8 protein-coding genes are annotated in these 14,885 nt (G+C 74.1%); 1 reads left to right on the plus strand and 7 read right to left on the minus strand.

Annotation, left to right across the window (positions count from 1 at the left end; translation table 11 throughout):
• Position 1: 1 nt before the first annotated feature.
• The gene (locus tag WFH32_RS03405) at positions 2-424 is read left to right on the plus strand and encodes a VOC family protein (protein WP_336706240.1); all 423 of its coding nucleotides are present in this window, start codon (positions 2-4) and stop codon (positions 422-424) included.
• Positions 425-433: 9 nt separating this feature from the next.
• On the opposite strand, the gene WFH32_RS03410 is transcribed toward WFH32_RS03405, so the two are convergent.
• The 7 genes from WFH32_RS03410 to WFH32_RS03440 form a co-directional block, all read right to left on the minus strand.
• Positions 434-2,047: a bifunctional 3'-5' exonuclease/DNA polymerase gene (locus WFH32_RS03410; protein ID WP_442946302.1), complete on the minus strand. Its 1,614-nt coding sequence runs from the start codon at positions 2,045-2,047 to the stop codon at positions 434-436.
• Positions 2,048-2,440: 393 nt separating this feature from the next.
• The gene (locus WFH32_RS03415; RefSeq protein WP_336706242.1) at positions 2,441-3,295 is read right to left on the minus strand and encodes a carbonic anhydrase; all 855 of its coding nucleotides are present in this window, start codon (positions 3,293-3,295) and stop codon (positions 2,441-2,443) included.
• Between the two features lie 286 nt (positions 3,296-3,581).
• Positions 3,582-5,789 carry a hypothetical protein gene (locus WFH32_RS03420; protein WP_336706243.1) on the minus strand — a complete coding sequence of 736 codons (2,208 nt, stop codon included), beginning with the start codon at positions 5,787-5,789 and terminating at the stop codon, positions 3,582-3,584.
• Entirely contained in the window at positions 5,786-6,952 is a 1,167-nt protein-coding gene (locus tag WFH32_RS03425) for a VWA domain-containing protein (protein WP_191795431.1), read from the minus strand. Before WFH32_RS03425 ends, WFH32_RS03420 begins: the two co-directional genes overlap by 4 nt.
• Entirely contained in the window at positions 6,949-9,564 is a 2,616-nt protein-coding gene (locus tag WFH32_RS03430) for a DUF5682 family protein (RefSeq protein ID WP_336706244.1), read from the minus strand. The genes WFH32_RS03425 and WFH32_RS03430 overlap by 4 nt, the downstream gene beginning before the upstream one ends.
• Before the next feature lie 62 nt (positions 9,565-9,626).
• Entirely contained in the window at positions 9,627-10,784 is a 1,158-nt protein-coding gene (locus WFH32_RS03435) for an ATP-binding protein (RefSeq protein ID WP_336706245.1), read from the minus strand.
• On the minus strand, positions 10,778-14,572 hold the full coding sequence (locus WFH32_RS03440) for a DUF4132 domain-containing protein (protein ID WP_336706246.1): 3,795 nt from the start codon (positions 14,570-14,572) through the stop codon (positions 10,778-10,780). Before WFH32_RS03440 ends, WFH32_RS03435 begins: the two co-directional genes overlap by 7 nt.
• Positions 14,573-14,885 lie beyond the last annotated feature (313 nt).

Here is a 14,885-nt window from a genome sequence, read left to right on the forward strand (position 1 = left end):
CATGGACACGCACACGACTCCCCAGGCACAGGTCTGGCCCACCCTCCAGGCGCAGGACGCGTCCGGGCTGATCGACTTCCTCGTCGACGTGGTGGGCTTCCGGCGCAACACCGTCATGACGAGTGACGGAGGCGTCGCGCACGCGCAGCTCGACTGGCCGCCGGGCGGCGGCATCATGCTGGGCTCGTTCAAGCCCGACGGCGAGTGGTCGCGTCCGCCGGGCACGTTCGGCGGGTATGTGGTCGCCGGCGAGCCCGGCAGCGGGACCGGGATCGAGGAGATCGCGGACCGGGCGGAGCACGTCGGCGCGGTCGTCGCTCCGCTGCACGAGACCGACTACGGCAGTCGTGAGCTGGTGCTGGCGGACCCCGAGGGAAACCTCTGGTCGGTGGGGACCTACCGCGGCGAGCCACGGGACGCGTGACCGACCGCGCTACTTCGCCTGCGAGTAGTCGTCGACGATCGCGACCGTGAGCGGGAAGTCGACCGGGAAGTCGCCGAAGAGGAGCTTCCCGGCCTCGGTGCCCGCGGCCCGGATCTCGCCCGCGACCTGCTCGGCGAGCTCGGTGGGAGCGTGCACGATGATCTCGTCGTGCAGGAAGAAGACCATGTGCGGCTGCTCGGTGAAAGGGGCGGGGGCCAGCCCGGGTGTCGCCGCCCGGGGCATCGCGGCGAGGCGCCCGCGCAGCGACGCCATCCAGCACAGCGCCCACTCGGCGGCCGTCCCCTGCACCACGAAGTTCCGGGTGAACCGGCCCCAGGCACGGGTCTGGCTGCGGGCGCGGGACTGTGCGTCGCTCGACGCGGACTCGTCGTACGCGCTGCCCTGCGTCTCGTCCCAGCCTGATCCGGGCGGGGGCGAGCTCCGGCCGAGGCGCGTGGTGACGATCTCTCCGCGCTCGCCCGCCCGTGCGGCCTGCTCGACGAGGTCGAGCGCGCGTGGGAACGCCTTCGCGAGCCGTGGGAGCATGCGCCCGCTCTCGCCCGTCGTCCCGCCGTACATGGCGCCGAGCATGCCGATCTTGGCCTGGGCACGCGTCTCGACCGCACCCGTGTCGACGATGCCCTGGTACATGTCACCCCCGCGCCCCGCCTCGGCCATGACGAGGTCGCCCGAGAGCCCTGCGAGCACGCGGGGCTCGAGCTGTGCGGCGTCGGCGACGACGAGCTTCCACCCGGGGTCCGCGACCACGGCGGAGCGGACCTGGTGCGGGAGCTGGAGCGCTCCCCCGCCGTTCGCGGCCCAGCGCCCGGTCACGACTCCCCCGACGACGTACTCGGGCCGGAAGCGGCCGTCCCGCACCCACGTGTCGAGCCAGTTCCAGCCGTTGGCGGTCAGGAGGCGGCTGAGCTTCTTGTACTCGAGAAGCGGCGCGACGACGGGGTGGTCGACGCGTTCGAGGTCCCACTTGCGGGTCGACTTCACGCCGACGCCCGCGTACTCGAGGGCCTTGAGGAGCTCGGGGGCCGAGTCGGGGTTGAGCGCAGGCGCGTCGAGCGCCGACCGCACGCGCTCGGCGAGGGCCTCGAGCCGCGCGGGCCTCAGCCCGAGCGGCGGCCGCGCGCCCAGGATGCCGGTGAGCATCGCGTCGTGGAGGTCCTCGCGCCAGGGCAGTCCGGCGTGGCTCATCTCGGCGGCCACGAGTGCGCCCGCGGACTCGGCGGCGATCAGCAGCCGCAGCCGCCCCGGGCCCGACGACGTCGCGACCGCCTCGAGCTGTCGGCGCAGCTCCCCCACGGGGTCGGGTGGGGTGACGGCCCGCCGGTCGCCGAGGTCGAAGAGCGCGTCCGGGCGTTCGATGCCCGGGACGGGGGCCGTGGGGACCGGGTGCATGTCGTCCCAGGCGTCGCGCGGCCCCTGCGCCAGGCGCGTGCCCGTCGTGAGGACCGATCGCCGCAGGATGGCCCGGGTCAGGCGCAGGTCGTGCGCGCGCTCGACGCGCAGGCCCCCTGCGAGGGCGGCCGGGTACCAGAGGTTGGTGTCGTCGAGCACCCAGCGGGTCGTGGGCGTCGCGACCTGCGGTGCGCCGGGGGTGGCCGTGTCCACCGCGGGGCTCGGGTCCGGGGGGACGGGCTGCTCGAGGACGGCACCCGGCCAGGTCGTGCGGCGCGAGGCGGGGTGCAGCCGACTGCCGTGGGGGTCGAGGTCCTCGACGTCGACGACGCCAGGGTCGGCGGACGACGTGCGGAGCGGGACCGAGTACACGCCCCGGAGTCTGCCGTGAGGGTCTGACATCGGGGCGTCTCGCAGCCCGCCTGCCGGGGCCACCGATACGCGCCGTCATCATCACAGGTATTGTCGGCAATTCCTGAACGGCGGAACCAGAAATCCGGCCCCCTCACGAGAGAGCTCTCATCTCCACCTTCGGATCCGACGAAAAAAGCGTCCGGCCGCCGACAAGAAGTCGGAGACCGGACGCCTTCTCAGCCGGACGAGGCGTCAGTCCACGTCGACCTCGAACAGGCTCCTGCCGTTGAGCGGCTGCACCGGACGACTGTTCTCCGGGTGCACCGCGGTGAAGGCGCCGAGCTGCGACTTCGAGATCGTCCGAGGACGCTCGTAGACGCTCCAGAGCACGCCCTCGCTGCACGGCGGCGTCGTCAGCGACCCGTCGTAGCGGATCAGGTCCGACCACGCGGGCACCAGGTGAGCCGGGTTGATCTGGACCGGCTGGGGCGCGACCGACGACGTCGCCCCGGCGGCCGCCGGGATCGCGTCGAAGAAGCCGGCGAGAGCCGCGTTCTCCCGGCCGAGCTCGAACAGCACCCCGAGCGCCGCAAGCTTGCCCTCCGCGCTCTGGTGCACCAGATGGAGCTCCATCGCAGCCGGCTCGCCGTCGATCGTGTGCTCGCTCGGGGTATGCAGGTGGAACTGCCGGAGCTCGTAGCGGGTCCCGTCGAGCGTGATGGCGTTGGGGCCGACCGTGGTCAGGTCGGCCTGGATGGTCTCCCCGGTGTCGCGGACCGTGAACGCGGCGCGCTCGTAGTCGAGCACGGGAGCCTTGACCTTGCGGCTCTCCGTGAGGGAGCGCAGCGGGATGTCGACGGGCGACTGCTTGCTCGTCGGCGTCGAGGCGCACGTCGAGGCGATCTCGCCCCAGTGCTCAGGGCCGGTGGCCCCTTCGTAGGACCATCCGCCACCGGGCGCCGCGAGCTCGAGAGCGCCCGTCGAGATGCTCGCCGCGGCGATCGCGCTCGTGGGTGCGCTCGCGGGCGCCGCCCACGCGGAGACGCCGCCCGTCAGGGCGAGCGCCGCGGCGGTCAAGGGAACGTAGAAAGCTGCGTACTTCGTCATACGGAACTCCGATCACAGGTATCGGTCACACATGGCAGAAGAATCGGCGTACCGAATCCTCCCGGCCGGATACGTCTTCCCCCGTCCGGCCCGCAGGACACTATGCGCACAATTCGTCGACCTTTGAGGTGCAAACAGAACATCGACAGGTCCACCACGCCATCTTCACATCGCCTCGGGCAACGAAGAATGCACTTCACGGCACCGAAAATGCTGTGACGAAAATGACCAGAACTCTGCGAGGTGCGGATTCACCACCCTCGCCCCTGACGGTGACCGCCCTGCGCTAGGCGTCCGCGAGCGCCGCCGCTCGTCCGAGCACGAAACGTGCGCGCAGGAGCGTGAAGGTCGACACGTCCGTCGTCAGCGCCTCGATCGTGCGGCCCACGGTCGCCATCCCGAGGTCGTGGGCGAGCCGCGCACGGTCGCCGAGCACGCTCTGCTGGTGCGCGGTGAGCCTGCGGCGTCCGGTCGCGCCGAGCGAGTCCACGACCTCGAGCGCGGGTTCGCACACGCGTGCCACCGGGCCACGGGCGACCGGTTCGGCCACATGGACGGTCGAGCCCCGGTGCAGCGCCGCGATCCGGGCCCTCAGTCGGCGCAGCGCGGTCCAGCTCACCGCGCGGAACACGGGGGACATCGACGGCGAGAAGAGCTCGACGCTCCCCTGGCCCGTCCGCAGGAACACTCCGACGGGCTCGTCCGCCCCCGTCGAGGCGTCGCGCTCGACGAGGACCGCGACCACCTGCTTGCGCGACGCCACGACCGACAGCAGCGCCTCGACGCTGCGCTCGTGCTCGACGCCCACGCGCAGGACGTGCGTGACGCCGTCGGCGGCCGTGACCGGCCAGGTGACGTCGCGGCGGACCTCGTCGACCCCGACGGCCCCGGTCTCGCGCACCATCACGAGCCGGACGCGACGCCGAGCCCGTCCGAACCCGACCGTCCCGGTGGTCACCCCGTCCAGGTGCTGCGCGATCTCCCGCAGCTCACCGACGTCGAAGCCCCCGCCGGGGACGAGGCTCGTGCGCGCGGTCGTGCTGATCGACCCGTCGGGCCGCATCTCGGCGTCGGCGAGCTCGAACGGACCCGCGCACGCCGCGGCGACCGACGCCTTCCAGAGCAGCGGCAGGTCGACGTCGCGGCGGAAGGTCGGGTCCGCGCCCGAGGGCCGCGCGACCGTCGCGGTCCTCAGCGTCCCGTGACGCGTGTCCCAGGCCGTGAGCGTCAGGCCGCGGGCGCCGCTCGGTGCCCGCCACCACCGCACGCCGAGCGGGACGAGGCGGCCGGGAAGGTCGTCGCCGGGTTCCGCGTCGGTGGTCCGGCGCACCGGTGCCCCCAGGAGGGCGGGGAGCGCCCCGACGGGAGCGTCCCGCAGCGCCGCCGCGAGCGCCCACGCCTCGGCGAGGGCACCGAGCGCGTCGGCCTCGCTCACGTCGTCGTCGCGCGACGCGAGACCCGCGACGAGGCCTGCGGCGACGAGCAGCAGCCGGTGGAGCAGCAGCAGGCCGACGAGCCGCGCGCGGGCCGCGGCCCCGCGCAGCGTGTCTGCGGCGTCGGCACCGAGGTGGGACAGCCCGGCGTCGACCACGTGCCCGACGACGGCGCTCACCTCTTCGATCCCCGCGCGCTGGGCGGTGGTCAGCTCGCCCGAGCGTTCGACCTCGATCTCGTGGGGCCACGTCCACGGCCTGCCCTCGCGGGCGAAGACCCGGACGACGGCCTCGAGCCGTGCTGCGGCCTGGTCGCCGGCCGAGCGCGCACCGGCGACGACCATGCCCGCGAACCCCGCGGGGGCCACGAACACGACGTGGGTCGGGGTGCCGCTGCCGTCGGTCCACATGATCGTGAGCCGCGCGCCGTCGGCCGTGACCTCGCACGCGGTCGGTGCCACCGGGCCTTCCTGCGCGAGCCCGGCGAGCAGCGCGGCCGGGAGCCGTTCGACGACCCGGCGCAGCGCGGGCCTGCCCGCGGCCCGGCACACGGCGACGGGTTCGAGCGCGAGGAGGTCGGCCAGGACGTCCGGGGCAGTCGCACGATCGGTGGCGCCGGGGCCCACGGCGCGACCGGCGTCGGCACTGGTCGGCGCGGGCTTGGCGGGCCCGTGCGGGCCGGCGGGGTCGCGCGGGCCCGCGTCCTCGGCACCGCGGCCTGCGGTCGTGGAGTGCGGCCCGTCCACGACCGCAGCGGTCGATCCCGGCTCCCCCGACGTCCCGCCCGTCACCCGCTCACGGGCCCACAGGCACGCCGCGACGACGTGCTGGCACACGCCCGCCGTCGGGCACGAGCACGACGCCGCCACCGGCCCCTTGGGCCCGAGCCGCACCACCGCGCTCCCGCACGCGACCACGACCTCGACCGTGGACTCCGACGTGAGCGACACGTCGCCTGCCGCAAGGTCCTTGCGGGCGCGCCGCAGCAGACCGGTGTTGGCGAGCGCGACGAGCGCGGCGTCGTCGTATCCCGCGAAGACCGCGAGCCAGCCCGGCGTCATACGAGCACCTCCCCGAGCCACTCGGCGAACCGGTCGGGCGTGAGGGCTGCGACGTGCATGCCGCACTCGGCGAGGCGGCGGGCCGTCCCGTGGTCGTAGACGGGCTCGGCGGCCTCGTCGAGCGCCGCCAGCCCCAGCATCCGGACGCCCGACTCCGCGAGGCGGCGAACGCCCGCGAGGAGCTGGGTGACCGAGCCGCCCTCCTCGAAGTCGCTCACGAGCACCACGACCGTGCGGCTCGGGTTCGTGACCTGCTGCTCGGCGTAGCGCACCGCCTTCGCGATGTCGGTGCCTCCGCCCAGCTGTGCCGTCAGCAGGACCGCGACCGGGTCGTGCGCGAGGTGCGAGAGGTCGACGACGTTCGTGTCGAAGACCGCGAGCCGGACCGTGATCCCCGGCAGCGCCGACATGATCCCCGCACACACCGCGCTGTAGAGCAGCGAGGCTGCCATGGAGCCCGACTGGTCGACGAGCAGGACGACCTCCCAGGTGAGCGTGCGCCGCGCCCGCGACACGAACCGCACGTCCTGCACGATCAGTCGCCCGGACTCCGGGTCGTAGCGCGAGAGGTTGGCCCGGAGGGTGCGCTTGCCGTCGAAGTTCTGGCTGACCTTGTGCATCGAGCGTCGCGACCTGTCCTTGCGGCCGGTGAGCGCGGTCGCGAACTGCGGGCGCAGCCGTCGCACGATGTCCTCCACGACGCGCGCGATGACCGTGCGGAGACCGGCGGCGGCACGCTCGTCGAGGCGACCGCGCACCTGCAGCAGCGCGGTCGCGAGCTCCCGGCTGGGTTCGAGGGCCTCGGCCGCTTCCGGGTCGGCGAGCAGGTCCGTGAGCTGGTACCGGCTGACGGCGTCGACCTGCATGCGCTCGAACGTCTCGCGCGGGAACAGCGTGCGAGCCTGGCCGAGCCAGTCGAGCGCCTTGAGCGCCGACGGGTCGAGGCTCCCGCCACCACCACGCCCGCCCGGCCCCTTGCCCAGGCGGTGCCCGCGCTCGACGTACTCGCGGTCGTAGAGGTACTGCAGCGCGCGCTCGACTCCGGCGTCGGACGGGTCCTGCGGAAGCTCCTGCGCGGCGTAGCGGCCCAGGACGAGCCGCCAGCGGCGTGCGGCCTCGAGCTCATCGGCGGTCGCCGCCGGGCGGGCGGTCGGGACGGTCACGGCTGGTTCTCCTGGTCCGACAGAGGGTTGGCAGGGGTGTGCCGCGACGCGCCGAAGCCCCAGGCGCCCAGCCCGTCGCGCGTGAGCATCGCGGCGAGCTCGCGTTCGAGCGCGAGCCCCGCACGGAGGTCCTGCTCGGTCGCGGCCAGGTGCACGTCGATCCTCTCTGCCCGGGAGCCGGTGCGCGTCGCGACCTGCTGCGCGAGCCGGTGCGTCTCGGCGGGCTTGAGCCACGTGAACGCGCGGCGCAGGTCCGGCAGCACGGCCAGGAACGCGTCCCCGTCGAGGTCACGGAGACCGGTGTGGACGGCGTCGAAGAGCTCGGGGGTGTGCAGCAGGAGGTCCGGGGCGACGCGCAGCAGGCCGCCCAGGAAGCGGACGACGGCGACCGGGTCAGCGCCCGGGCTGAGCTGGGCACGCACCTCGGCGACCAGGACGTCGTCGTCGAGAGCGTCCTCGGTCGCAGCGAGCGCCACGAGCGCACCCCGGACGCCGGGGGCCGCGCCGCGGTCCTCGCGGAGCCGGGCGAGCTCGCGGAGCACGGGTTCGGCCCGACCCGTCGTGCGCGTGAGGGCGCCGCCGGGCGGGGGCGCGTCCCCGCGGGGGTGTGCACCGCCGTCGGGCACGGGTGCGGGCGTGGCGCGGCCCGCCTCCCGCAGGAGGTCGCGCAGGGCGACGAGCGTCCCGACGGCGGCAGGTTCCGCGTCCGCGTCGACCGCACCGAGGCCCGGGACGAGGTAGGCGACCGTTGCGAGGCCGTGGTCGAGCAGGTCCAGCAGGTCGTCCGCGTGATCCTCCAGGCCCAGCTCGACGCGCGCGTCCCACAGGTCCACGAGGCGGTGCAGCCCGCCCACGACGGACTCGAGCGACGGGTCGACGTCGAGCGTCGAGCGCAGGAGCGCTACCAGGCGGTCGAGATGCTCCGACAGTCCCGCGACGACGGCCTGGGCCACGAGGCGGGCCACGCCGAGCGCCGAGCGACCCGTCGTCGCGAGCTCGTGCTCGAGGCGGTGGAGGCGGTGCACCGCGACGGCCTCGAGGGTCGCACCCTGGTGCGACAGCTCGACCAGCGACGCCTCGACGAGGGGGGTCCAGGCGTACTCCCACTCCTCGATCAGGAGGCCCATGCCGCGCCCCGCGACGTGGTCGGGCCCCGAGACCTGGTGCGCGAACCCGCTCCCGACGAAGTCCATGAGCGCCAGGAACGCCCGGCGCTCCCGGTGGCGGGGCGTGCGGCGGGCGTCGAGACGCGTGCGACGCGGCGTCGAGTCCGTCACCACGAGACGCAGCTCCTCGGCCCGTTCCCTCGCGCGCTGCACGAGCGGCGGTGACGCGGTGCCGGGCGGTACCTCGCCGAGCGCACGCCCTCCGAACACCTCGGCGACCGCCTGCCCGAGCGGGCGCCCGATGCCCACGTCGAGCCCGCCGTCGTCCTTGACGAAGCACGACGTGAGCGCGTCGAGGAGGTCCGTGCGTCCAGGCCACGGGCGCTCGCGCAGGTCCGCGAGCCTGGTCGCCTGCTCGGCCGCCGACGCGATCTCGGCCAGGCTCACCTGCGCCCCCCGCGCGGTGGCCTCCGCGGCGACGTCGACCAGCAGCGACGTACCCAGCGCGCTCGGCCCACCCGGCTCCCGGTGCGCGGCCCAGAGACGCTCGTAGAAGCCGGGCGACGGCATGCCCGCCCCGTAGCCCCGCAGCCCGTCGAGCCGCTCGTGGTCGTAGCGGATGAGCCAGGCGTCGGCCGACGTCGGCGGGCCGTAGCCCCCGGCGGGACGGCGGCGCACGACCGCCTCGCCCTCGGGCGCGCCCGTGAGCGCCTCGACGAGCGCGAGCGTGTGGAACGCGCCGGTCACCACGACCACGGGCCCCTCGACCCGGGCCCGGTGCTCGGCGACCCGGGCCGACATGAGGGCCTCGCGCGCGAGCGACCCGTCGGCGTCGAGCACCTCCTCCTCGTAGTCGAGGCGTGCGAGCCCCGCCCATGCGAACACGTCGTCGAAGAGCTCGCGCCAGTCCGCGAGCCGCTCGCTCGTGCGCGCCTCGAAGAGGTGGTCCCACACCTCGTCGTGGTCGCGGCACCCCAGGCGCTCGGCGACCGCGGCGATCGTCCGCGAGTGCGCGAGGTTGCGCTCGGACTGGAGCGTACGGGCGAACGCGTCGTCGTCGGCTCCCGGGGCGTCGTCGGCTCCGCCGGGCGCGTCCTCGACGCTCGCGCCGTCGTCGGGCACACCTCGTCCGGGCGCGTCGCCGGACCGCTCGTCGCCCGCACGCGCGACCCACGACCGGTCGACGAACGCGACCTCCGCGCCCAGACGGGACCCGGTGCGCAGGGCCACCCACTCGGGCGAGAACTCGGCGAGCGGGTAGAAGCCCGCGCCGCCGCCCTCGGTGCCCAGGCTCAGGACCGCGACGGGCGGGCGCGTGCGGGGGTCGAGCAGCGCGGGCAGCAGTCGCCCGTACTCCTCGGGCCCCTCGACGAGCACGACGGCGGGCCGCACCTCCTCGACGAGCGCCCCGACCGCGAGCGCGCACGCCGGGCTGTGGTGGCGGACCGGCGCGAGGTAGATCCCGTCGGCCCGCAGGCGCTCGACCGCAGCGGCGGCACGTTGCATGCGCGCGGGTGCACGCCCCCATGCCGCCCGTGCCGCCGGTGCCGCCGGTGCCGAGACCTGAACTACTGCCACAAGGACTCCGCCGCGGAGAGGAAGGACTTCCAGCGCGGGTCGCGTCGCGCCCGCTCGCGCACGACGTTGTCGACGTAGTGCCGCAGGCGTCGCGCGTCCTCCTCGTCGCCCTTGGAGGCCACCCCCGCGAGCTGGCGCGCGACCTCGGCGGGGGTCACGGTGCCGTCGCCCAGGTAGCGGGCCTCGAGCGACGCGGCGACCGCGACGTTCACGGCCTCGGCCGTCGACATGACGGTCTCGGGACGCTTGACGGGGGCGCCGTTGCTCGTCGCCCCGGTCCGCAGGTCCTGGAACGCCGTGACGAGCACGTCCAGGACGTCCCGCGCGAGCGGTGGGCGCTCGCTCGCCGGGCCGAGCTCTGCCGTGAGCTGGGCCTCGATGAGGTCTATCTCGAACTGGCGGTCCGTGAGGGGCTTGATGGTCTCGAAGTTGAACCGTCGCTTGAGCGCCGCCGACATCTCGTGGACTCCCCGGTCCTTGAGGTTCGCGGTCGCGAGCACGTTGAACCCCGGACGGGCCGATACCCGTGCCTCGCTGCCGAGCTCGGGGATCATGAGCTGCTTCTCGGAGAGGATCGAGACGAGGGTGTCCTGGATCTCGGGCGCGCAGCGTGTGATCTCCTCGAACCGGACGACCTTGCCCGCGCTCATGGCCTGCTGGACGGCCGACGGGACGAGCGATCGCTCGCTGGGTCCCTCGGCGATGAGCAGCGCGTAGTTCCACGAGTAACGGACGTGGTCCTCGGTCGTGCCCGCGGTGCCCTGGACGGTGAGGTTCGACGTCCCGCTCACCGCGGCCGCGAGCAGCTCGGACAGCATCGACTTCGCGGTACCGGGCTCCCCCACGAGCATGAGTCCCTGGCGACCGAGCAAGGACACGACGGCTCGGTCCACGAGCGGGTCGTCACCGTAGAACTTCCGTCGCACCCCGAGCTCGGCGTCGCCCACGACGAAGGCCCGCACGGCACGGGGGCTGAGCCGCCACCCGGGCGGCAGCTCGGAGCCCTTGGCCCGGTCGGCGGCCTCGAGCACCGCGAGCTCGTCCGCGAAGCGCACCTCGGCGGGCGGGCGGATCTCCTGGGCGGGGCCGCGGTCGAGGGCCGATGCCTCGTCGTGGGTGCTCGCCGAGGCGGGCGGAGTGGTCACCATGCGCTCTTCTTCTCCCAGGCGGCGTCGAAGCTGCCACCGGCAGCGACGGTCAGGTAGTCGCGGTACGACTCCGCGACGAGGACGGGCGGCAGGTCGGCGAGACGTGCCTCGGCGCTCTGCCCGTAGGCCCGGGTCGAACGACGGAACACGAGCTCGGTGATCGCCGCGGGGATGTTCTCCTCGGGCAGGAACGCGCCCGTGAACTCGATGACCGCGGTGATCCCGACGCTCGGGTACGCCTTCTCGTAGCCCGAGAACCAGCCGCCGTCCTCGGCCTGGCTGCGCGCGTAGCCGAGCTTGGTCGCCCGCCCGCGGACCGTGAAGCTGTCCGTGAGCCAGCCCTTGCGGTCGCTGATCGCGGTCGCCTGGCTGTCCAGGGCGGGGACGTCGACCGTGAGCTGGTCGAACAGCGGCCTGATCTCGTAGTCCGCGAGGTGCTCGCGCCATCGGCCGGCATCGTCCGCGCCGAGCAGCACGCCGTGCGCGACCGAGACCGTCGAGCCCTGCGCGAGGGTCACGTCCTCGTCGTCGACGTCGATGAGCGCTCCGGCATCGCCCGGGCGGAACGCCCGCTGGTCCGGACCGGGGTTCTCGAGCCACACGAGCCCGGCCGCGAGCCGGGACATGACGGGGTGCCCGGCCACGAACTCGAGCCAGTCCGCGACGGGCCACTCGCGCCCAGTGCACATGGCCTCGTAGAGGCGCTGGGTCTGGAGCGCGACGACGGCCTTGAGCTCCTTGCGGCTCGTCGAGAGCTGCGACTTGGCGGCCTTGACCTGGTCGGGGTCGTCGTCCGCGCGGGGCGCAGGCAGCGCCTTGACGACCTTCCCCGCGTCGTTGGTGAGCTCGAGCGTGAACGTGGGCGTGATGCGTCCGGTGTACTCGCGCGACCCGAGGTCGAGGTGCAGGATCCCGTCGTCCTCGAAGCCCGCAGTCTGCACGGTGCGGTCCGCGAGCTCTTCGGCGGACCAGCCGCGTCGTTCTGCCAGGTCCTCGGCGAGCTGCTGCGCGGCCGCCTGCACCGTGGCCTGGCGGTGACGCCGCGCCACGGACAGCAGGAGCTGGATCGACGCGGGGTCGCCGTTGGCCGCGAGCGCCCGGACGAGGGCCTCGATCTGGGCGCGGCGCGTGATGTGCGTCTTGAGGTACTGCTGCACGGTGCGCGTCAGCTCGGCGCCCGGCATGCCGACGGTCAGCGCGAGCAGCCCCTTGTCGGCGATGGCCGACCCGAGGTAGTTCGCCTGGTGCTCACGGAACGCATCCTGGTGGTGCTGGTCGACGGTCCGCGAGGCCTCGGCCTCGTAGTACTGGGGGTGCTGCTTGTACCAGTGCTGGTAGCGGTCGTACCGCTGCTGGGCCTCGCCGTCCGCGTAGGCCCGGCTCTCCTCGGCCGTGGGGCCCTGGGTGTCCTTGCCAATCCACGCGTCGAGCACGAACCGGCCGAGCGCCGCACGGCTCTCGTCGTCGAGCAGGGACTCGTAGCGCGCGATCAGGCCCAGCCCGCTCGGGTCCTTGAGCTTGACCGCGAGCACGACCCACCACCGCACGACCTCGACCGGCACGGGCTCGCCGTCGGCGGCCCAGCGGAGCGTGGGCAGGCCGTCGAGCGGGAACCAGGCCATGCTCGCGGGTGCCTTGGCCTTGAGGCCCTTGGTCGCCTCGGCGAGCAGCGTCGCGGGCGCGAGCTCGGGGGCGATGTCGTCGCCGAGCGCCTCGAGGGCGCCGAGGAGCGCCGCGCGGGCCACCTCGCGACGTTCCTTGGCGAGCGCGGCTCGCAGTGCCGGGATCGCTGCGGGGTCGCCGAGGCGCTGGAGCCAGACGGCGGCCGTGGCGCGGATCTCGGCCTTCCCGTCGCGCAGGCCCTGCTCGGCCAGGTCGCGCGCGCCGACGTGCGACTCGAGGACCTTCTGCGCCGCGACGCGGTGCGTCTTGCCCTCACCCAGAGCGAGCTCGGCCAGCCGTGGGAGGTAGCGGTTCGGGATCGTCGGGAACCCGCCGAGGATCGTGAGGGCGACCTCGAGCCGCTCCGAGCGGCTGGAGGTTCCGACCGTGCTCGGCGGACGCAGCCCCAGGATCGTGTCGAGCGCGCGCGGGTGCTCGGCGAAGTAGGGCCACAGGTGCTCGGGGGCGAACGTGCCGCGGGCGAACCAGGAGTCGAACACGAGCTCGGCGACGGCCGCCTCGGAGTCCTGGACGCCGGCACGCTCGACGCCGTCGGCGAGGATCCGGAGGTCGAGCGCGATGTCGGTCGTCGCGTTGAGCTGGTACCAGGGGTAGCGCTGCCGGCCGCCGCCGTGCGAGCGCGCGAAGCGGATGTCGTGCAGCATGGTCAGGCCGTCGAGCCGGCTCCGGATCGCAGGCGCCTGGAGCTCGATGAGCACCTTGTGCGGCGGCACCTTGGTCAGGGCACCCGAGAGGTACTGCGCGACCTGCGTGAGGTGGTCGTCGGTGATGGCCGCGAGGTCCTTGACGGCTCCCCGGGCGTGGGACAGGCGCCAGCTCTGGGCCTCGGCCTTGGGCAGCGCCTCGAGCACGGCGAGCTCGTCGCGGGCCGCGGCGAGCCGGCGGTCGACCGCGTCGCGGGCCGAGCGTACGAACGGCTCGCCGAGGACGACCTCGGGCAGGGGCGTGAAGGGCGGGACGTCGAGGGGCTCGTCGACGACGACCGTCGCGACGTCGAGGGCCGTGGCCCGCTCGATCGCGTTCGACAGCAGCGTGCCGCGAGCTCCCCGGCCGTCGGCGGCGTGCGCGCGCCGCAGGGCGTCGATGCCGCCCTCGACCCCGACGAGGTGGGTCACGAGCCCCGCGAGCCGGCTCGCGGGCATCGTGGTGAGCAGGGGTTCGAGGAGCTCGACCTGACGCGTGGCGGGCAGGGCCGCGAGGTTCCCGGCGGCCTCCTCGCGCACGGACTTGGCGTTGTCGGTCGCGAGCTGGGCGACGAGCCCGACGAACGCGTCGAGCGCAGCGGGCCGGGTCCGCAGGAACTGCAGGAGCTCGACCTTGCCGGTCGCGCGCAGCAGCGGTGCGACCGCGGCGACGTCGGCCGGGTGCGCGACCAGGTACTCCTCGACGCCGGGCTGCGCCGCGAACACCGCGAGCGGGTCGCCGTAGTAGTCCGCGGTGACGGGGCGGTCGAAGATCCCGGCCACGACGGCGGTCGGGATGCTCTCCTCGGCCACGCCGCCGTCGCGCAGGATCGCGGTCAGCAGCTCGGGGGTCCACTGGCTGCGCACGCCCGGCTTGCCGTTCTTGCCGGTGGTGCGACGGTCGCCGCACGTCTTGGCGGTGTCGGTCAGGAGGGCCGCGAACCAGGCCGGGAGCCGGTCGGAGGCGCGTGAGACGTCGGGCGAGACGGCCGCGAGCAGGCGACCCAGGCGCACGAGCGCGTCGATGCCGACGGGCTCGGTCAGCGTGTACAGGTTGCTGCGGGCGGTGGCACCCTTGCTGACGTTCCAGCCCGGCACGCGCTCCTTGATGGTCTTGTCCTCGGCCTGGGTCGTGTAGGTCCAGACGCCGAGCGTCGCGGGCCGGTTGAGCAGCCGGTCCACCGCGTCGTCGGTGCGCTGCGACAGCTCGGTCACGAGCTCCGGTCCGTCACCAGTGTGGACGTAGGCGATCGCGCGGGCCGCGAGACCTTCGGTGTCCGCGTCCAGGATCTTCAGTCCGTCGACCAGCCGACCCGAGGGCGCGGTGCGCCGCCGCCCCTCCGCCCGGCCGGGCGCCATGCCGCCGCCCTCGGCCGCGCCGTCGTGGTCTCCCTGGAGCCAACCCTTGATCTTGTCGAACACGCGTCCCACCGTCTCCTCCGGGCCGCCGGACCGCGTCCGGAGGCCGCCGCGCTCCGTCGGCGCGGCGTCGTCGGTCACAGTAGGAGAAGCCACCGACACGCGTCGATGCTGTCAGTGGAGATCGAGCGGGTGATTCGTCGGGGGACGCCAGCCGCGGCCGGCCCCCTCCCCGCCCGACGGCGCCGCACGGCCCCGGTGGCCGGGTCGGGCATGTTGATGGTCGGCTCGCGAGGAGGCTCTTCGCCGAGTGTGCAGTTCGGGCGGTCCACGACGTGTGTGAACGACCCGAACTGCACACTCGGCGCACGCGCCG

Source organism: Oerskovia sp. USHLN155, assembly GCF_037145535.1.
Taxonomy (GTDB): domain Bacteria; phylum Actinomycetota; class Actinomycetes; order Actinomycetales; family Cellulomonadaceae; genus Oerskovia; species Oerskovia rustica.